Origin of the sequence: Paenibacillus sp. FSL F4-0100 (genome assembly GCF_037993005.1) — a bacterium.
Classification (GTDB): domain Bacteria; phylum Bacillota; class Bacilli; order Paenibacillales; family Paenibacillaceae; genus Paenibacillus_AQ.
On the sequence record NZ_CP150303.1, the window covers coordinates 1,324,777 to 1,344,000 of the forward strand.

Sequence of the window (19,224 nt, forward strand, 5' to 3'; positions counted from 1 at the left end):
GTCTCATCCTGGGAACGTCATTTTTTCGCGTCATGGTTATAACTTGGGCTTGGCGTATTACTTGAAGTGATGCTTGAGGTTTGTTAACATAAATTTAACTTTATTATTAAATATTGTTATTATTATGTAATTCAACTTCTTATTTGCTTTGATATAATTTCTGCTAGGTAGATGAAAGGGGCACAAGGAAATTGAAAAAAGAAATTGGTGTATTTATGGTGGTGAGTGCCGTTTTGCTTTCGGGATGTGGTTCAGATGATAGCGGAAGTGCTAAGCAAGGGGCGGGGGAGTCTCCAAGTAATCAGGTAGCAACGCAGCCCCAACAAGAGACTAAGCAAGGAACTACGGAGTCAGGGCAGGAAAATAAAATTTGGTCATCCGAAAATAATGAGGTGAAAGTTTCGCCCGTTAAGGTAAATAAGTATGGTACGCCAGAGGTTGTTTCTGTGGAAGTCAATGGAGTGAATAAAGAATTTAATTGGCAAGTCGCAGAAGAACCGAGGGTTTTTTATACCGATGTAACCGGTGACAATAAACCTGAAGCAGTTATACTCAGCAATATTGGTAGAGGCAGTGACACAAGTGTTGATGAACTACATGTGCTGAACAGTGAGGATCTATCAGAAATAAAAGTTCCGAATTATGAAGAAGTTGTTGCGGAACATATTGAAACGCAGGTTACTAAAAATGATGACGGCAATTTAGCGATTAAAGTTAAAGCGCAAGGTGAAGATTATGAATTCAGTTACGATGTAGATCCAGGTGTGAAAGTACAAAATAAACTAAATTTCGGTGGTACAGTTACTTATGTGTTAGATAATCAAAAAATATTTTCGTATATCGGTGGAAGTATTGGAACGTCTCCAATTTATGTATGTCGCTTTCATGTCACGTATAAATTCGATAGTTTGAAGAATGAATTTATTGTGGATCAAATTAAAGCTGAATCTTTTGGAAAATAACAAAAAAAGGCTAGCCAATTTGGCAGCCTTTTTTTGTTGGCGATTACATGACATAGTTAAAAAACATATGCTCACCAATCGAGATTTTAGAGCTGACTACAACCGTGTTTCCGCCTGGGAAATTATAATACAGTTTGCCGTTTTGAGTATAACTGCGTTGTGCAAATCTAGTGTTAGTATTGTAGAAACACTTATCGGCTATTGGATTTGAAAAGCTGCTTAAGTTTGCAGCTACGTTTACACAGTTTTTCCATTGGGGACCACTTGTATCAGGTCTAAGTACATCATCCAAGTTAGGATCACCATCGTTAAAGCAACTGAATTTACCAGGATCAAGCACTACTGCTTCAACCGTGTTGGTATTTTTAAACTCATAGTATGTGGAATTGTTTTTACGGTTCATTATGACATAAGCAACAGCAACACGTGATGTGGAATCGCCACGGGTTTCACCGTAAAGAGTTCTGGCCAACAGATCGACGCTGTCACGTCCGTAGAGCTGGGATTTTGAAGTTAGTGGATCACCAATCGCCATAAGTATTACCTCCATAAAGTTTTTGTAGATCACCGGCGTCTCACTATATAAAGAGAAATGAGCATCTGATTTCACAACCGCACTCGTATTTTATTTCAATTCACTAATATCAAAAGTTTGTATAACCTCGATCATTTTTACGTAGAGTTCTTGTTTTAAATCTTCTCGATGATTGGCTGGGACCTGTAACAAGGAGGTTTTTATCTTTGGTGTGAAAGATTCTAGAATTTGTAAAGTTGCATCCTGATCATGGTGTTCCTGAGCTTGTACTAACAATTCGGCCATCATAAAATCACTTCTTTACGTTTTTTTGTATTTCATTCTTCAATTCACTAATAGCCTCGATCAAATCAGATGTATTTTCAAAACGAATAAGTAGATACGAAGTAATTACAATAGGAATGCCTAAATTAGCTATAAAAGTAGCGAAATCAACCTCCGGCTTCGTTCCTCACCCTTGCGTAATTAACCGGCGCAATTTAGCTAGCGCTTTTAATCGGTGTTTCGAGATATTTTGTTGGGATACTCCCAATATCCGGGCTATTTCCTTGTCAGTTAGTTTTTGTACGTAAGCGTAAGATAGAATCATTTGTTGTTGTGCTGGGAGGGATTCATAAGCTTGATGAAGTAGATGATCTGTAATGTGATCTTTTAAATTTGGTGGTACAGATTCTGAATCGTAAACTGTAAATAATGCTGACTCTTGATTTTCATTGTTGTCTAGCATCAGAGGAAATCGGTTGTCCTTCATTCGTCTCTTTTTGTCGTAATTAATAGAGTTGTAGTAAATAAGATTGGCCATATACGTGATAAAACGACGATTTATATCCTCTTTCTTTTTCAAAATAAGACCCCCTTCCTTTTTTGAAGAGAACACTCCTACCTAATAAAGAGAGATGAAATCCCATTTTTACAACCATTTCCCAAAACAAGAACAAAAGTTGCTATATTTTATCATTAAGAACATTTTGATCAATGAAATAAAACACATATTTTACTTATAAATACAAAAGACTCCTATCAAATTACAATATATTCCTCTTTTTGATCGGTATTAATGAACGTCTCTCTAATTGGGTAGTTGACTGAGATTATGCAGGGGGATGGAATGGGATGTAGCTGTGCCGGCCAAGGTTCATTCTTATAAGGGGGGTAAGATTACTTTAATCGGGTTGGGGTGAAGATGACGCCAAATTTCAGGCAAGGTTCAGGGGAGATGGCGTTAACTACGGGCTGGACTCAGTCTCTGATGCTAAAGAATTCTAATCGCCCAAATATCGCTAATCGTTAATCCCATACAAAAAAACCACCCCCAAAGTCTACGACAAACGTAGTCTCTTTAGGGGCAGCTCCGTAAACCTTACATACAACTCCAATTGCCTCGCTCTACAACCTACTTCGCACTAGGCAGCAATTTATTCAACAAGATCGCTGCAAGCGAAGCAGCTAGAATTGGTGAGCCCAGCAAATATTGCACGAACGTAGGCAACGTGTACAAGAAATCTTTAGGGATGAGCACTAACGCCAACGTCAAAATCATCGGGATGGCGATGATGTACATTTCTTTTTCCCCGATTTTTTCGTTCTTCATGACCTGGATCCCGTTAATCGAGATGATGCCGCAGACGATGGCGAATACGCCGCCGATGACCGCGGTTGGGATCGAGGAGATCAGCGCGGCCAATTTGCCGGAGCAGCCGAAGAGGACAAACCATCCGCCTACCGCCAGAAAGACTCGACGACTGGCCACACCCGTGATGGAGATAATCCCTGCATTCGTGGAATAGCCGGTAACCGGCGTAGAGCCGAGTCCTGAAGCAATCAGGCAGCTAATCCCTTCACCAATCACCCCACGGTTAATGTTCTTATCCGTTAACGGTTTATCGATGACGTTGCTGATGGCAAACCATGTACCCGTCGTTTCAGCCAGCAGTACGAGATAAATGATGACCATGGTGATGATCGCTGAGAAGTCGAACGAAAAGCCAAAATCCTTAAACGGAATCTGCGGCATGCTGAACCACTTGGCGTTTGCGACAGCACTGAAATCCAGCACACCCATAAAGTTGGCCGAGATACACCCGATAATTAATGCGATCATCACGGACGTAACTCGGAATATCGCGCCTCTTGTGCGGAACAAAGAACCCAGGATCACGAACAGGATGAGTGCACCAGCTGAGATCAGGGCCAGCAGCACGTTCTGATTGATGGTAGCGTCTGTAGCGCCGTAAATATTGTCTCGGATGGCAACAGGCAATAACGACAGACCGACGATGAAGATGATCGTGCCCCCGACAATAGGCGGAATGAAGGATGTAACGATTTTATTAAAAATTCCCGTATACCCCAAAATAATCACGAGGATCGCGCCAATTAAGCTCGCACCCAGCACGGAACTCCAACCCATCTCCCCGCCGCCGCTGGCGGCATAAATGGCGACAATCGCACCGAGTGGAACATAGGAAGGACCTTGCGCCATCGGCAGCTTCATACAGAAATACGTTTGCACGATCGTGGCAAGTCCGGCGGCTATAAACGTTGATTGAATTAATGCGCTGGACTGATTAGGCGCCAAGCCGATTAACATGGCAATCAGGAAAGGGACGACATAGACGTCCATCGCGACGACATGCTGTAAACCGAGAATGGCGGATTTCCCGAATGAAATTTTGCCGTCGGGCGGAACCGTTAAATGTTGTGATTTTGTTTGCGTGTCATGTTGCTCTTCTGCTTGTGTTTTCACTCCGCTGGACACCTCGAATGTTAGGATGAATTGCTTTTTGAACAACCTCTATTTTTCTTAACGCGTATGAACCTTTTCCCCTTGCACCCACACCTCGCGGATATGCTCAGGCCGTGCCAGATACATGATTTTCTGAAAAATATCTTGTATGTCTTCAAACTCATCAAAAATCGGTAGCTTCGCGGAAGGAAGTCTCGTATCGATCACCTGCACATCCCATGCGTAGTTTTCTTGAATGCGGCCGATCGGCAGGCTCAGACTTTCACCGCCCCCGGCCGTAGCCAGATAGAATGCCTCGTGGACCGTAATCCGCGACTCGGGTACGCCACGAGCTTCCGCAGGAAGGGAGGTGTTCACGCCATCTTCCAGCATCCTCGAGGACATCACGGCTTGTCTTATATTATCGAAGAGACTGGGTGAGAAGCCTCCGGATAGATCAGAGCCTAAACCGATCTCGACATTTTTGGCGTGGAGGCGGGCGACCGGGATGACGCTATTGGCGAAATACGCGTTGGATATCGGGCAATGCGCGATCGCGGTGCCAGTGTCAGCGAATAATTCGGCATCCTGATCATCGAGAAAATTGCAATGAGCCATGACCGATTTATCGCGCAGCAGGCCAAAATCATGCAAGGCAAACGCATCGTTTTTCTGGAATCGATCTTTCACATAACCATGCGCCCAGTCGCTTTCGCTGCAGTGGGACTGCACATACGTATCGTATTTAGCTGCCAGCTCGCCTAGCCCCTTCAGCCCCTCATCGGTACAGCTTGGAATGAAGCGTGGAGTGACGACGGGATACACGCCTTGTTTTGTGGTCTTGGCGAGTTCCTGTACAGCAATAATAAATTCCTCCGTATCCGCCAGTGCCGTGGATGTGTCTACATCGCGGTAGTAATCCGGATTCTGCTCGGGATCATCCATGACGACCTTTCCGACAAGTCCGCGCTGGCCTTTGCTCGCACAGATTTGGGCTAACAACAAGCTGGCTTCTTTATGCACCGTGGCAAAATAAAGGGCTGTCGTTGTTCCGTTGGCCAGCAGGGTGCTTACCACATCGTCGTAAACCTTTTGCGCAAACTCCAGATCGGAGAATTTCGATTCCAGCGGGAAGGTATAGGTGTTCAGCCAATCATAGAGCGGAATGTCCAAAGCGGTTCCGGATTGAGCCCATTGCGGCGCATGAACGTGCAAGTCGACAAAGCCAGGCAGGAAATACTGTCCTTCCTCTAGTCGGTGAAAGCTGTCGCTCCCTTGATACGTATCCAGCAAGGATTGATAGTCGGCATCTTCCGGTGCCACGATTCGTTCAATTATGCCGTCCGCATTGATACAGTAAAGATAGTCTCTTAATACTTGAATTTCTTTGGGAGATTTGCTTGAAAAAGAAGTCCCTTGAAATAATAACATATATTTACTCATATTTACCGCCTTAATGTTCGTTTTTTAGAGCGCTTTTGTCATTATAGTCCGTTAAAAAAGAGATGTCCATAGTTTAAAGGCGAATAGATATGAGCTTGAGTCACTATTGAAAAATTCATCATGATGACAGGTCAGGAACTCGATTGCGGATATTCGAAATTATCCGGGGGATATAGGGTCGGCGTTCTTCATGAAAGATAACGCCCGCAGACTTTTATATATAGAGAGAGAAAAGGATATGAGGTGGTTCCCACAGAATAACTTGAAGCTGCAATCATTTTTGTGATTTGAAGGGGAATTGAAATGAAGACAAAGTTGATCATGGTCGAAGGTCTGCCGGGATTCGGCAAATCGACGACGTCCCGTATGATTTATGATATTTTAACCGAAAGAGACATCGAGGCCCGGCTTGTGATGGAAGGGGATGTTGACCATCCGGCGGATTATGAGGGAACGGCGTGTTTGACTGAAGAAGAATTCGAGCAGTTGCTGCAGGCCGCAGGCTCCTTTAAAGAAATATTGATCGAACGAGCCGCCCAAAAAGGCAGCTGGAAGCTCTTGCCCTACCAGAAGCTGAAGAACGAATACGGTACCTCTTTTCCAGATGACCTTTATCATTCCTTGTCCAAGCAGGATATTTACGAGCTCCCGCTGGACCTCAACAGGAGACTCATTACTGAGCGGTGGGAGGCATTTGCGGAGCAGGCGCTAGATGAGCCCGCCGTTATGATTTTTGAGTGCTGCTTCATCCAGAATCCGGTGACCGTTGGCATGGTGAAATATGATGCGCCGGAAGGCCAAGTGATGGACTACGTGCTGGGGCTGGAAAAGGCGATCCTTGGCCTGAATCCCGTATTGTTCTACATTGAACAGGACAGTCTGGAATACGCATTCCGCAAGGCCGTCCGGGAACGACCGGAGGCTTGGTCTACAGGGTTCGTCCATTATTACACTCAGCAGGGATACGGCAAACATCACGGTCTAGAGGGCGTTGAAGGGACTCTGCAAGTATTGGAAGCCCGGCGGGAGCTGGAGTACAGGATCTTGGACAGTCTCGGACTGAACAAGGAGCGAATCAATAACTCCCATTATGATCAAGAGACGTACAGAACCATGCTGATAGGCAAGCTGAAGCTGCATGGGGTTATCCAATAGTATTTTTTCGAACGCCTCATATCCCATAAAATAACGGCTTAGACGTATAAAATCAGGGGATTGGGAGATGAATGAATATCATCATTCAGGAGGAGGCGATGAAGTGAAAAAGAAGACCAACAAGTTAAAGTATAAGGCCGGAGCATTTCTTGCAGGGGCCCTGCTGTTTACAGGAATTTTGTACGTTGCTGCGAATCCCGAAGGAACCTTCGATGCGATTAAACATATGACGTCTAAAATAAGCTACTCCGTTAACGGCAAGGACAATTTCACTGCTGACAGCCCATTTGATAAACAAGGGACGGCGGTCTCGGATCCTGAGATTCCTACCGGCAGCAACGATGTGCCCGCTCGCACGGTTTTGAATTCAGTTAACCAACCAGTGTACTGGGACCAGGCTACCAGAAAGGAATCCATGGAGCTTCCTAAAATCAAGCTGTACAATGCGGCAGGCGAGTCTGTTGGTTCCGCTACCTTGGAGCAGATCAATGACGGGGTGAAGGTGAAGATTACCGCATCCGGCCTCACACCAGGAAAGCATGGTTTCCATGTGCATGAGAACACGATCAAAGATAGGGATTTCAAATCTGCTGGTGGGCATTTTAATCCGACCGACAAGCATCATGGCCTTAAGCATCCGCAAGGAAGCCATGTTGGCGATATGCCGAATCTGGTCGTAGGCGCAGACGGCACCGTGGAAGCGGAGATGATCATCCAGCATGGAACTCTTGAAAAGAACCAGCCGAACTCCGTGCTCGGACGCTCGCTGATCATTCATACCGGCGAAGATGACGAAGTAACCGATCCATCCGGAAATTCCGGTGATCGGGTGGCTGGGGGAAATATCCCGGAGTAACTTGACTGTTAGGAGCTATACAGAACAATCGGGCATCGGCAGAGATTTGGAGCTTAATGGAATGTTGTGCATTAGTGAGAAGAAGAGAACAAGCAGAGGGGCCAAGAATCTCCTAAGATTCTTGGCCCCTCTGCTTTATTTTCAATATTCGCTTAAATCGATTCACCGGAGCATCCCCCCTTCAGCCCTGCTGCTGCCGATATTCGAGCGGGGTTAGGCCGCAGTGTTTTTTAAACACCTGTGAGAAATAAGAGAAGTTGGAATAACCCACCTTGGATGCAATGAGATGAACCGGAATGTGCGTGCTCATTAACAATGATTTCGAGATTTCCATTTTCCGCGTGATAATAAAGTCATTCAGAGATATGCCCTTCGCTTTCTTGAACAACCGGGATAAGTATTCCGGGTTCAGATAGATGGCTTCGGCTACTTCCGCACGGCTGAAGTTCTTCTCGATGTTCTGATTGATGTAATCAATGGCCCGTTCGATGGGGGATAGTGCATGGTGAGCCTCTCCGGCATGCGCTTGAACATAATCAAGCGTGAAATGGACCAGGTCGATCATTTTATCCAGTGATGTATATGCTTCGATATAGTCGGCATAAGGATATTGCTCAAAAAAGATGTCGTTCACTTCCAGCTTCAGCTGGTTAACCGCTGTCAAGAATATTTGGATATAGTCCTGATGAAACCTGGCCAGAAATTCAGCGGACATAATCCCCAGCTGCTTTTGCTGAAGGAGGTAGCTATGGATCTGATCCCGCACGGTCTTAATGCTGTTATGGGATATGAGCATGGACCAGTTCTGCATGTTGGGAAAGGAGTAGGAACTATCCTTGATCTTGTTCAGATGCTGCATCGTAAAGACTTTGCTGTATAAAGCGACATTTTGCTGCCGCATATGGCAGAGTGCTTTGTAGTGCAGTTTAAGCTTTTCCGGTTCCCCGATATCGGAGATATAGCAGGCTGCTGAGCAGCCGAGCTCATTTTGTGCCATGTCGATAAATTGCTTCATCAATTCCGAGATGGGGGCATCGAATACACCCTCCGTATAAAGAAGTGTCAAATAATTCATCTGATCCAGCTGCACGAACAGCAGGTCGAGGTTATAAGGCTCTATGAGCTCCGATATGATGCTTCTCAGCTCATATTTTATGGTGTCTTTGTGCGGATTCGATTTCGTAAGCTGGATCAGGATGGAACCGAATTGAGCATGAGTGGAGACGGAAATATGGATATTGCTCAAATCTCGCAGCAGCTGCTGCGGATGCATTCGGGAATCCAGCATGAAGCTGCGGACACAGTTCTCGAGCAGCAATTCTTCATTTTGCCGCCAATAGGCACCATACTCATAAATTTGCTGCATGTGGGTATTGGCATGAATCTTATGGATCGCACGCTCAATGGATGCTTGAATATCTTCGTACCTTGCAGGCTGGAGAATATAATCGAAGCAGCCAAGCTGAATGGCTTCCTGCGCATATTCAAATTCGGAATAAGAAGACAGGAAGATACACTCGATGGCAGGGAATTGAGCTTTTACCCATTTGAACAACTCCAGTCCATTCTCCAGCGGCATTTCGATGTCACACAGCATAATATGTACATGATGATGATTTAATAGCGTTCTGACTTCGTCCGGGCCATACGCGGGATACACATCATCGATATGCAGCTCCTGCCAATTGACTCCTGCTATAACTCCTTGCACAACATCATATTGATCATCCACCACTAGAACGTTCATAAGCTTCCTCCTTGCCTTGTATTCTTGCATAGATCGGGATTATGATTTCGGCAACCGCACCTTTCTCTGTGTTGAAAAAGGCAAGCATAGCCCGCTCCCCGTACAGCATGGACAAGCGATGACGCACATTGCTGATTCCGATATGGATATCCTTATGGAAGCTGCTGTCCCCATGATTCAGCTGCTGCAGAATCGAATCCGTAAAGCCGTCGCCATTATCCTGAATGGTGATATCCGCATAATCTCCATCGTCACTCTCCAGCAGAATCGCTTTAATCTCGACCCGCAGCTGTTCATTCGGCTTCGTTGCATATTTGATGCTGTTCTCCACGAAGGCCTGAATGGATAGAGGCGGTATCGTAAAATCCTTCAAGGCGCTATCGACGCTGTATTCGCACAACGGCGGAACATGATGAGCAATTTGCTGAATCCGAATATAGTTCAGAACATGATCTAGCTCCTGCTGAAGGGAGACGAGCTGCAGATTATCCTTGAAATTGTAGCGTAGGTGGTTGGATATCGCCAGGATCATATGCTGAATGCGCTCGTAGCTTTGCTGCTGGGCCATCCCATACAGGCTTTTCAAGCAGTTTAGAAAGAAATGGGGGCGAATTTGCAGCTGCAAATGCTGCAGCTCTGCCTTCTGCCGTTCAATCTCATGTTCATAGGCGACAATCTTCAAGTGATTGACCTGGGTTGTCAAATGGTTAAATGCTGCACCTACCTGCTTGAACTCTTCGATGCGGTATTCTTCTCTTAGCTCCTGTGCTGAGCCTTTGCCAATGCTCGTCATCAGGCGATGCCAAGGAGAGAGGAGCGACCGGTTGAAGAAGAATAAGCTGATGATCACAAGTATAATGGTGAACAAGGACAGCGCGAACAATAGAGCAAGCCCTCCCTTGAATACATCCGGCTTCGGTACAGCAAAGATCAATTGGAGGTTCGTATTCTGAATGGGCTGGCTAATCATGATAAAGTTGTTGTTATATTCGTTTAATTGGAGCTCGTGGTCTGCGACGAATGGTTTATTCGTCAGCGGAGCGCCTTGGTTGTCGGCGTAAATCACCTCGGTTCCTTTTTGCACAAGATCCATCGAATGGATCTGATCAAAGTTCACCATGGCAGCGGCATACGTGCCGTTTTTTCCGAGCAGTCTGAAAAGATAGGCTTTACCTTCAACTTCGAAAGCGAGCCAACCCGCGTTATAATGGTTCTCTGCCTGCTGCGTCAATGTACGCATCTGCAGCCGAATGGCTTCTTTCGTTTCATAACTGTACCCGGTATCAAAAATGTCGCGATAAGTGTCATTGATAGCACTATATATAAAAAAAGCGTTAGCCAAGTCATACGAGTTCAGAGCCGTATTGAATTGCGTCATAATTTCATGAGACGCAACATGAGCCCGAAGCGCGCTGACAGGACTGCTCAGCGTTGCATAATTGTAATCGCTTACGGCAACGTTGGATAAAAAATTATCGATGGCATCCAGATCGTTTTGCAAATTTTGAGCATATAATGCGTAGGATTGCTGATTCGATTCGACAAATTTCGCATTAAACGCGTAATAGGAATAGAAGTTGAACGCAAGCAGCATCCCGATTAGCGGGAACGTAATCACCAATATTGCGCGAAATATATTCATTTTAAATGAAGCGCTGTACCTTCTTTTCATGATGTGGTCACCTAGGATTTAATATGTTTGTATATTATATCACGTAAGACACCTGGATCAGGCTGAACAAGTTATTTCCATGAAAATCATGATTTCAAAAAAAGGACAATAGGCCAGCAAAGTGATGAACATTCATGCTGTGCTCCTTGTCCTTTTTTGTGAGAAAGCAAGGTCTAACCTTTAACGGCTCCGACCGTAATCCCTTTTACGAAATACCTTTGGAAGAATGGGTACACCATCATAATCGGTAAAGCCCCGACGACGGCGATCGCCATCTTAATCCCTACGCTAGGCATATTGGATGCAATTTCACTAGCGTTGCCGCCAGCTCCCCCGCTTGCAAGGAATCTAACATCCTGCAGCATCGTATTCAGCATATTTTGTACACTGAACAAGCTATGATCCGTTAAGTAATACAGACCGTTTCTCCAGTCGTTCCAATAGTTGAGCCCAATGAGGAGCGACAGCGTCGCGACCATCGGCAGCGACATGGGGAGAACAATGCGGAAGAGAATGCGGAATTCTCCGGCACCGTCGATTCTTCCGGCTTCAATGACTTCGTCAGGTATGGTCGTCGTAAAGTACGTACGCATCATGATGACATAGAAGGCATTGAGCAGCAGGGCGGGAATGATCAAAGCCCAAATTGTATTATCAATGTTTAAATAGCGGGTCCACATAATATAGGTAGGTACTAACCCGCCGTTGAACAGCATCGTGAAAAAGACGAAGAAAGCGAATTTTCCGCGATGGGGCAAATCTCTTCTGGAGAGAGGGTAAGCCAGCAATACGGTGATTATCAGGCTGGTAACCGTACCGACAACCGTGACGAAGACTGTGATGCCGTAGGCACGTACAATCGTATCGAGTCTTTCATACATGTACGCATAGCTTTCCAAACTGAACTTCTCGGGAAACAGCGAGTAACCGTTCCGGATCAGTGTGCCCTCATCGGTAAAGGAAGAGACGACTAGCAGTACAAACGGAAACAAGCAGAATATCATGAACAAGAACATTAGAATATTCGCTATGATCTGAAACGCTCTACTATTATCAACCATGTTCGAATCTCCTTTGCGTCAGAATAGCGCGTTCTCTTTGCTGAATTTAATAACGAGTCGATTGGCGATGTAGACAAGCGTGAATCCGACCAGCGATTGGTACACACCTGCGGCAGAGGACATGCCCACATCGTTCAATTTGATCAAGCCGCGATAAACATAGGTGTCAATCGTATTGGTAACATCGTAAAGCGGACCGGAATCCATCGGTACCTGGTAGAACAGTCCGAAGTCGGAATAGAATATCGTTCCGATTGCAAGCAGCACGAGCGTAATCATCGTTGGCTTCAGAGAAGGCAATGTGATATGAACGATCTGCTTCCACCGGTTCGCCCCATCAATTACAGCCGCTTCATAGTAGCCCCGATCAATGCCGACTACGGTCGCGTAGTAGATGATGCAGCTATACCCGACGGTTTTCCATAGATGCACAATCGTCAAGATATAGGGCCAGTATTTCGGCTCCGTGTACCATGAAATGCTCTTCAGTCCGAGAGGCTCCAGAATGGAGTGATTGATAAAACCGGACTCGGAGCTAAACAGGGCGAATACAAGATAACTTACGACAACAATGGAAATCAGATAAGGCAACAGGATCATCGTTTGGTAGCTCTTTTTCCAAAACTTCGAACGAATTTCATTTAAGACTATGGCAATGGCAACGGCTAAAACAGTCCCCAAAATAATAAAAGCAAGGTTGTATCCCAGGGTGTTTCGGGTAATGATCCATGCCTCCTTCGTCTTGAAGAGATATTCAAAGTTGCTTAGGCCTGCAAACGGGCTATCGATGATGCCTTTATTCCAGTTAATATGTTTAAACGCGATGATGATGCCAGCCATTGGTACATAGTTGTTGATCAGCAGGTAAATAAGGCCTGGAATCATCATGATGTACATGGGAATAAAGCGTTTAATACTGGTTTTTCCAGCTCTTTTTACCTTTGGTGCCGCCATGATGGCCATTCTCCTTTCAGCCAATAATCGAAAAAAGATTATTTATTGTTAGCAGCCCACTTATCAAGTTGGGATTGCTTCTCGGCAATAATGTCGTCAATGCCGGCATCCTTCAGTTCCTTCTGGAAGATTGGCAGCGCCGTCTCAGGGTCAAGAACCCCGCACATCAAGGCTTCGTGATATTTAGCAACGACGTTGGACGCCGCCGTCATCTGGTTTCGTACACGGCTGGAATCAAAGGTGAAGCCATATGCTGCAGAGCGGATGGCAGTATTGTTAAATTCCTTCTGAACTTCCCAATAATCGGCCGGGTTTCCTTTCCATACATGACCAATGGTTTGGTTCGTCCAGATCCAGCCTCCAGTCGGCGGGTATCCACTGTTGCCGCCATTCACGCCTTCAGGGAAATCGATCATGGATTGTCCATTCGCAGCATCGCCAACCGTTACATAGTGCTTGTCTTGAATACCGTAGATCAAGAGATTCACAATTTCAGGATCGGTATACATCAGATTCAGCAATTTCATAGCGGCTTCAGGATGTTCGCTGCCGCTGCTGATCGCCCATGTAGCCATTTGCACGTCAGAGGTTGTTGTATAAGGAGGAATGATTTCGGATACGACGATTTCCGTGTTCCAATTTCTTGTCTCCTGAACGGCAAATCCAGGCTTCAGGTTGGCAAATCCACCAAATGCGCTGCCTGCTTTCATCAGCGTGCCGGCACTTTCCGTATTGTTAATCGCATCTTTCATGATGAGACCGGATTGATACCATTTGTGCATGCGTATAACAAAATCTTTGTATAAGTCCGTTTCATACAAGTTGACAACCTTTAATTCCTTGCCAAAATCCATCAATACGCCAAGGTTGGTCATATCGTCGCCGAGCGTATCCCAGCCCCAGTTACGAACCAGCTCACCATTCGATGGAACGACAGGGATCACGTCAGGTTCATTCTTGCGGATCGTTGTCAGCGCTTCTTCCAACTGATCGAGTGTTTTGATATTGGCGTAATCGATGTTGTATTGATCCGCCAAGTCTTTTCTCATTTGGAAGCCGTAGGCCTTGGCAAGGTCGCGACCTGTCGTAATGCCGTAAATGTCATCGCCTATGCGTCCGCTCTCGATGTACTCAGGACCGATTTCTTTAACGAGGTCTTGACCATACTTCTCAAGCAAATCGTTAAGCGGTATGATCTGACCGTTGTTGGCAACCGTGGCCAGTGGCGTCATGTAGATCGGAAGCAAGTCCACTCCCTTACCGGAGGCCATCATCATCGTTGTCTGCTGTACATAACTTCCGTAAGCAATGTACGTAAGGTCCATTTCGACGTTAAGCTTTTCTCTCGTGATTTTGTTAACGGCCTCCACGACCTCGGCGGTATCTTTCTTGTTATTGCCCATCATGACAACGTTGAGCTTCACGAGCTCCTTTTCCTTCAAGTCTCCTTCAGCGGCAGGTCCCTCGTTCTTAGCACCAGTTCCCGCATCTTTGCCTCCGCAACCAGCAAGAATTGAAAGCGCTGTTATAATGACCAGTGCGCATGACAGTATTCGTTTCATTTTGACAACACCCTTCTCTAGTAGAATCTTGTTTAATATCTTAACAAACAAGGTGAACGCGTATCTGTAAAAATAATGTCTTAAATGATTGAAAAAATGACTTGTTGTCCGGAAAGCCGCATTTGTTGATTCCCCGTAAACAGGTTTGTGCTAAGATGGTGCAGGATCTTTGCCATAACTTAACATCAGAAATGAGGCGGATTAGGCATGACAAATCTGAAGGTTGCGTTACAGCTGTATACTTTGCGCGATTACGAGCAGGAAGATTTCGCTGCGAAGCTTAGAAAGGTAAGCGAGAACGGTTATGATGGTGTTGAATTTGCGGGATTTGCTGATATTCCGGCAGAAGAGATGAAGTCGATGCTGGAGAAGGCGGGACTGGAAGCCATGGGCAGCCATACGCGAATGGAGGAGCTGCTGGATCATTTGGAAGAGGTTATTGCTTACAATCAAGTGATCGGTTCTTCCTATATCGTGATCCCTTACTATAAGATGGAATCGATGGAAGACGTACATAGCCTGATCGCGATCGTAAAAGAGATGGGCCCGAAGATCAAGGCAGCCGGTATGGAACTTCTATATCATAACCATGATCATGAGTTCACGAACGAGTTCGGTGATCAACCCATACTCGAAATACTGCGAGAAGCAACAACGGAAGCGGAGCTGGGCTTTGAAATCGACATGTTTTGGACAACGCATGCTGACCGTGAGCCTGTGGAGGTCATGGATCGTTTCGGCTCACGCTGCAAGACGGTTCACGTGAAGGACATGGTGAATAAAGAAGGCAAAGAGATGACCGAGGTGGGAACGGGCATTCTTGATCTGAAAGGCATTATCGAGAAGGCCAAGTCCTCGGGCTACGAGTGGGTCGTTGTTGAGCAGGACCGCATGAAGATCGATGGCTATGAGAGTGTCAAGATTTCGCTCGACCATGTGAAAGCAATGCTGTAGGGGGCATTGGTCGATAGGTAGGCTAAAATCTTTGTCTAATGGGTGTAAGTCTGACTGTAAAAAACGTTGTATTGAGGTGGCTCGGACACCATTTAAACACTTCCGATCATACGTGCTAAAATAGAACCATCATACGTTGTTATTGGAGGTATCTTCATTGAACATTCAACTGGGTCATTTTGAAGTGAATTCCGGACAATTGGTTGTGGCCGATCCTTGTTATGAATTGGACACGAACATTATTATTATGGGCGTGTTGGAAGCCGTATTGAATGGAATGTGGGTAGGGGAAGTGGAGAAGGTGGAGATCCCGGATTGGGGCGAAGCCAACGCCAAGCTAACGGCTTACCATCACTCGGCAGCTGAACAGGGGGCATTCCTGGAGTGGATCAAGTGTCCTTTTATAGCTGGGGTGGATAGCGGGCAGGCCGGGATATTTGATATTCAAAAGTACCGAATTCCTGATGCGGATCCGACCTCGGACAGCTCGGATACGGATACGGAATGGTATTATGCCTGCTGCGACATCACCGAGAGCGGAGAAGAAGCGGGTGTCCTGGATGGGGGCGTCGTTTCTCGTACCGGCATGGGCGATGGTGCATACGGCGTGTATAAGGCCGTGAATGAGCAGGAGCAGGTGGTCGGCGTAAAAATTGTGTTTATTAAGAGCTAGGATACATCCGCAACGACTAACGCATCGTAGGTCGGTACATGACGTTTACGTGTCTTTAGGCAGCGGGACAGTCGAAATTATTCTTATAAGGGGTGATTCCTATAGAAGCAATATGCATTAAACCGATTCATAAGTTCACGGATGAAGAACAATTGTTGGACTAACCGAACCTCCGCCGTTGTGCGGGGGTTCTTTGCATTGCTATTTTGTTGGAAACACGTGTATTTAGAGGTTAGAGGAGTGTGGTTAACGAATTATTCCAAGAACGAAATACTCACAGATATGGAGATAAAACAAATCTTTTTGAATTACATTACAGCAAGTACCTATTCAATGAGGAGGGTTGTCCATGATATGGATATGGCACTGGAGCTGTACCGCAAGCTGGGCTTCGTATGCCGGCCGCCTGCCTATCCGACAATGGCTGAACAAGATGGTGAAAGCCCTAAACCGTTTGGAGCAGCTAATGCTCATATCGACTTTGCCGACAATTTCATTGAGATCGTAACGATTGTGCAGGAGGGGGGGAGAATTCCTGACGATGCGCATTTCATACCGCTTACGGCACCTCCAGCCGTGCTACCGCGAATCATCGCCTCCATCAAGCGGACCGTTGCGACGATCTCTCGTTGTCTGGACCGCTTTGAGGGGACGCATATCTTGGTCTTCTCCACTTCAGAATCGGCCATTTCTGCGGCTCGACTGGACACGGGAAGGGTTGGACATGGAGGTGTCAACACGATACAGCGTCCCGTGGAGACCTCAACCGGTACCCAATTGGTTCCAGTACGCTTGCTGGAGATCGAGGACGAGCAAGTATCCGAAGGACGGTTGGCATTCGCTGAGAATCTTCCACTGGACACTGGGCTGAAACAGATCCATACGGATCATCCGAATGGGGCAATCGAGTTAGTCGAAGCGATACTTTGTGTGGAGGATGGGGAGTTCGATGCATATGTGACAAGGTATCAACTTTATTCGGGAACTCCGCCGGAACTAGAGGGGAAGGCGTGTGTGTTTGATCTAGGCGGCGGACGCATTATGATCATGCCTGAATCCCATATAACGGATTTGCTTCCGGGAGAAGTCTTTACGTCTTCACCGGGATTTGCCGGATATGCAGTAAAGGTGCGAGACCTTGCTTTTACAAGGCTTCATCTTGAATCCAATGGATTTCCGGTGGTTGAGACGGCTCGAGGAGATATTTGTGTTCCGAGCGCCTCCCTTCTGGGGACGGCACTCATTTTTACGGAAAGATAAGCATCCATAAGATTTTTTCGATCCCTGTCACTCTCCGCATCCCTTGCCCGTCGTACTGGTAAAAATCGACGGACGGCGGAGGCAAAGTCAAAGCGGCGCAAGTGCCTGTGGTTGGATTTGAGATCGTGCTGAAAATCCATCAATTCGTGATCAAAACGTATGCCAGCCGATTTACGTACTCTTTCCTCATGGTGAACGGACTTCCCGGGATCCAGTTCCTGTTGGATCCCGGGAAGTCCGTTCAATACGTGTATTCTTTCGCTTACCGCGATCATAGAATTCATGAGATCTATACCGCCTGGAACCCGGATAAGTTAAGACACCTATCTCTAGAATGATTTCTGCTTTTAATGCAGCATATTTTTGAATGGATTCCGCTAAGCGCGTTGTCGGGTTTTCTTTCGATCTCCCGAATACCGCTACTTTATTTTAATCGCCTGTAACAGAAGTAGGGGGCGCATCTGTTGCTCGACCGGCCTTAAATCCGGAAGCGAGCAGCAGGACCAAAAATCCCACGGCGACGCCCCACAAAACGAAGGCGTTCGAGCTGACCGCGTCCAGTCCGCCGAAGTACATTACTTCCCGCAGCCCTCCTGCCGCGAACCGCAGTGGCGTCCACGAATAGATCCAATCTCGCGTCGTCTGCGACAAGAACTCCTGAGCCATGTTCAGCAGCGGCATGGAGAAGAACATCAGCAGTACGAGCAGCGGTATTGCCCGGAATCCGATCCAATTCAGCAAGGAAGATTGCAACAAGAAGAACGCCGATCCAGCCAACCATAAGAACAACCACGACTCCCCCGCGTTCGCCAGTTCCATGCCGTACCACGACGAAGCCATCCATATGGTGAAGCACGAGGCGATGCCGACGATCGCAAGCCCCCCGATAGCTTGCAGCGCGCTGACTGTCCATCTCCTTGAACCCGCGGCGACCGCCTTCTGGCTAGCCAGGAACAAGACGACTCCGGTCACCATGCTGCCGATCCATATAATCTGGGTCAACAAACCCGGCGCATTCCCCGACGCATTATTCACTCCCGGTGGATGCACGACTTCCTCCTGAACGTTCACCGGTGTCATTAAAGCTTTAGCCGTTTCAACCGGAATTTGCTCCGTTTGCTGTCCGATCTGCCCAAGCAGCTGCTGCAACAGTTCCCCATTGATCATTTTCATAGCTTGCCCCATTGCCTGTCTCACGATCATCGAGGCTTGGGTGTTCATACCCTCGTTGGCGATGATCTTCACATTAGGGTGACTCGGCGAGTGAGTTGCTAACGAGAGTAAACCGCTGCTCAGATCCGCCGGAATCACCATCGCTCCGTAATATTCGAGTTTATCCAGTCCTTCCCGAGCCTTTTCCTCGGAATCCACGACATGCCAGACAAACGGCATTGCCGGGCTCGACAGCAACTTTTCCCGGATCATTTCCCCTACCGCAAGCGTTCCTCCAGTCGGCAGCTCCGCCGGCTGGTCAAGGATAACGAGGGCCACCGGGAGCTCCTTTGGCTGCGATCCAAGCACCGATCCCATCATCGCTAGCCCGAATACGGTCAACACGATCAGGACGAGCGCCATTCCCAGCCACATCATTTTTTGTGTTAGCATTTTCATGATCCACTACTCCTCGTCTCTTTATAATGAACATATGGTTGATTATCAACCGCA

19 protein-coding genes are annotated in these 19,224 nt (G+C 46.7%); 7 read left to right on the plus strand and 12 right to left on the minus strand.

Annotated features, from left to right (window positions below):
• Positions 1-191 precede the first annotated feature (191 nt).
• Positions 192-962, plus strand: a complete 771-nt coding sequence (locus MHH48_RS05790; protein ID WP_076326505.1) for a hypothetical protein — start codon at positions 192-194, stop codon at positions 960-962.
• A gap of 43 nt (positions 963-1,005) precedes the next feature.
• Here MHH48_RS05790 and MHH48_RS05795 read toward each other — a convergent pair whose 3' ends face one another.
• From MHH48_RS05795 to guaD, 6 genes are all read right to left on the minus strand, one after another.
• Entirely contained in the window at positions 1,006-1,497 is a 492-nt protein-coding gene (locus MHH48_RS05795; RefSeq protein WP_076326504.1) for a cell wall hydrolase, read from the minus strand.
• A gap of 90 nt (positions 1,498-1,587) precedes the next feature.
• Positions 1,588-1,785 (minus strand): helix-turn-helix domain-containing protein, encoded by a 198-nt coding sequence (locus MHH48_RS05800; RefSeq protein WP_076326503.1) that lies wholly within the window; start codon positions 1,783-1,785, stop codon positions 1,588-1,590.
• A gap of 4 nt (positions 1,786-1,789) precedes the next feature.
• Positions 1,790-1,915, minus strand: coding sequence for a YvrJ family protein (locus tag MHH48_RS05805; protein WP_076326527.1), 126 nt, complete (start codon positions 1,913-1,915; stop codon positions 1,790-1,792).
• A gap of 33 nt (positions 1,916-1,948) precedes the next feature.
• On the minus strand, positions 1,949-2,341 hold the full coding sequence (locus tag MHH48_RS05810) for a sigma-70 family RNA polymerase sigma factor (RefSeq protein WP_076326502.1): 393 nt from the start codon (positions 2,339-2,341) through the stop codon (positions 1,949-1,951).
• Between the two features lie 549 nt (positions 2,342-2,890).
• Positions 2,891-4,243 carry a solute carrier family 23 protein gene (locus tag MHH48_RS05815; protein WP_076326526.1) on the minus strand — a complete coding sequence of 451 codons (1,353 nt, stop codon included), beginning with the start codon at positions 4,241-4,243 and terminating at the stop codon, positions 2,891-2,893.
• A 57-nt stretch (positions 4,244-4,300) separates the two neighbouring features.
• The gene (gene guaD / locus MHH48_RS05820; RefSeq protein ID WP_076326501.1) at positions 4,301-5,665 is read right to left on the minus strand and encodes a guanine deaminase; all 1,365 of its coding nucleotides are present in this window, start codon (positions 5,663-5,665) and stop codon (positions 4,301-4,303) included.
• Positions 5,666-5,968: 303 nt separating this feature from the next.
• On the opposite strand from guaD, the gene MHH48_RS05825 reads away from it, so the two are divergent.
• Complete coding sequence (locus MHH48_RS05825; protein WP_076326500.1) at positions 5,969-6,820, plus strand: hypothetical protein; 852 nt, start codon at positions 5,969-5,971, stop codon at positions 6,818-6,820.
• Between the two features lie 103 nt (positions 6,821-6,923).
• Positions 6,924-7,676, plus strand: coding sequence for a superoxide dismutase family protein (locus tag MHH48_RS05830; protein ID WP_076326525.1), 753 nt, complete (start codon positions 6,924-6,926; stop codon positions 7,674-7,676).
• A 181-nt stretch (positions 7,677-7,857) separates the two neighbouring features.
• Here the strand turns inward: MHH48_RS05830 and MHH48_RS05835 are convergent, their stop codons facing one another.
• The 5 genes from MHH48_RS05835 to MHH48_RS05855 all read right to left on the minus strand — a co-directional run bounded on the left by MHH48_RS05835 (position 7,858) and on the right by MHH48_RS05855 (position 14,672).
• Entirely contained in the window at positions 7,858-9,423 is a 1,566-nt protein-coding gene (locus tag MHH48_RS05835) for a helix-turn-helix domain-containing protein (protein WP_076326499.1), read from the minus strand.
• Positions 9,401-11,095, minus strand: coding sequence for a histidine kinase (locus tag MHH48_RS05840; protein WP_076326498.1), 1,695 nt, complete (start codon positions 11,093-11,095; stop codon positions 9,401-9,403). Before MHH48_RS05840 ends, MHH48_RS05835 begins: the two co-directional genes overlap by 23 nt.
• Before the next feature lie 173 nt (positions 11,096-11,268).
• Positions 11,269-12,156, minus strand: a complete 888-nt coding sequence (locus tag MHH48_RS05845; RefSeq protein ID WP_076326497.1) for a carbohydrate ABC transporter permease — start codon at positions 12,154-12,156, stop codon at positions 11,269-11,271.
• Positions 12,157-12,174: 18 nt separating this feature from the next.
• Positions 12,175-13,110 (minus strand): ABC transporter permease subunit, encoded by a 936-nt coding sequence (locus tag MHH48_RS05850; protein ID WP_076326496.1) that lies wholly within the window; start codon positions 13,108-13,110, stop codon positions 12,175-12,177.
• A 38-nt stretch (positions 13,111-13,148) separates the two neighbouring features.
• Entirely contained in the window at positions 13,149-14,672 is a 1,524-nt protein-coding gene (locus tag MHH48_RS05855; RefSeq protein WP_076326495.1) for an ABC transporter substrate-binding protein, read from the minus strand.
• Positions 14,673-14,879: 207 nt separating this feature from the next.
• Between MHH48_RS05855 and MHH48_RS05860 the strand changes: the two genes are divergently transcribed.
• The 4 genes from MHH48_RS05860 to MHH48_RS05875 all read left to right on the plus strand — a co-directional run bounded on the left by MHH48_RS05860 (position 14,880) and on the right by MHH48_RS05875 (position 17,897).
• Positions 14,880-15,626: a sugar phosphate isomerase/epimerase gene (locus MHH48_RS05860; RefSeq protein ID WP_076326494.1), complete on the plus strand. Its 747-nt coding sequence runs from the start codon at positions 14,880-14,882 to the stop codon at positions 15,624-15,626.
• 157 nt (positions 15,627-15,783) lie between these two features.
• Complete coding sequence (locus MHH48_RS05865) at positions 15,784-16,299, plus strand: DUF4241 domain-containing protein (RefSeq protein WP_076326493.1); 516 nt, start codon at positions 15,784-15,786, stop codon at positions 16,297-16,299.
• 354 nt (positions 16,300-16,653) lie between these two features.
• A complete protein-coding gene (locus tag MHH48_RS05870; protein ID WP_256720873.1) occupies positions 16,654-17,559 on the plus strand; it encodes a VOC family protein in 906 nt (301 codons plus the stop codon).
• A 107-nt stretch (positions 17,560-17,666) separates the two neighbouring features.
• Complete coding sequence (locus MHH48_RS05875) at positions 17,667-17,897, plus strand: hypothetical protein (RefSeq protein WP_179090750.1); 231 nt, start codon at positions 17,667-17,669, stop codon at positions 17,895-17,897.
• Between the two features lie 91 nt (positions 17,898-17,988).
• Here MHH48_RS05875 and MHH48_RS05880 read toward each other — a convergent pair whose 3' ends face one another.
• Positions 17,989-19,170, minus strand: coding sequence for an ABC transporter permease (locus MHH48_RS05880; protein WP_076326492.1), 1,182 nt, complete (start codon positions 19,168-19,170; stop codon positions 17,989-17,991).
• Positions 19,171-19,224: the final 54 nt, after the last annotated feature.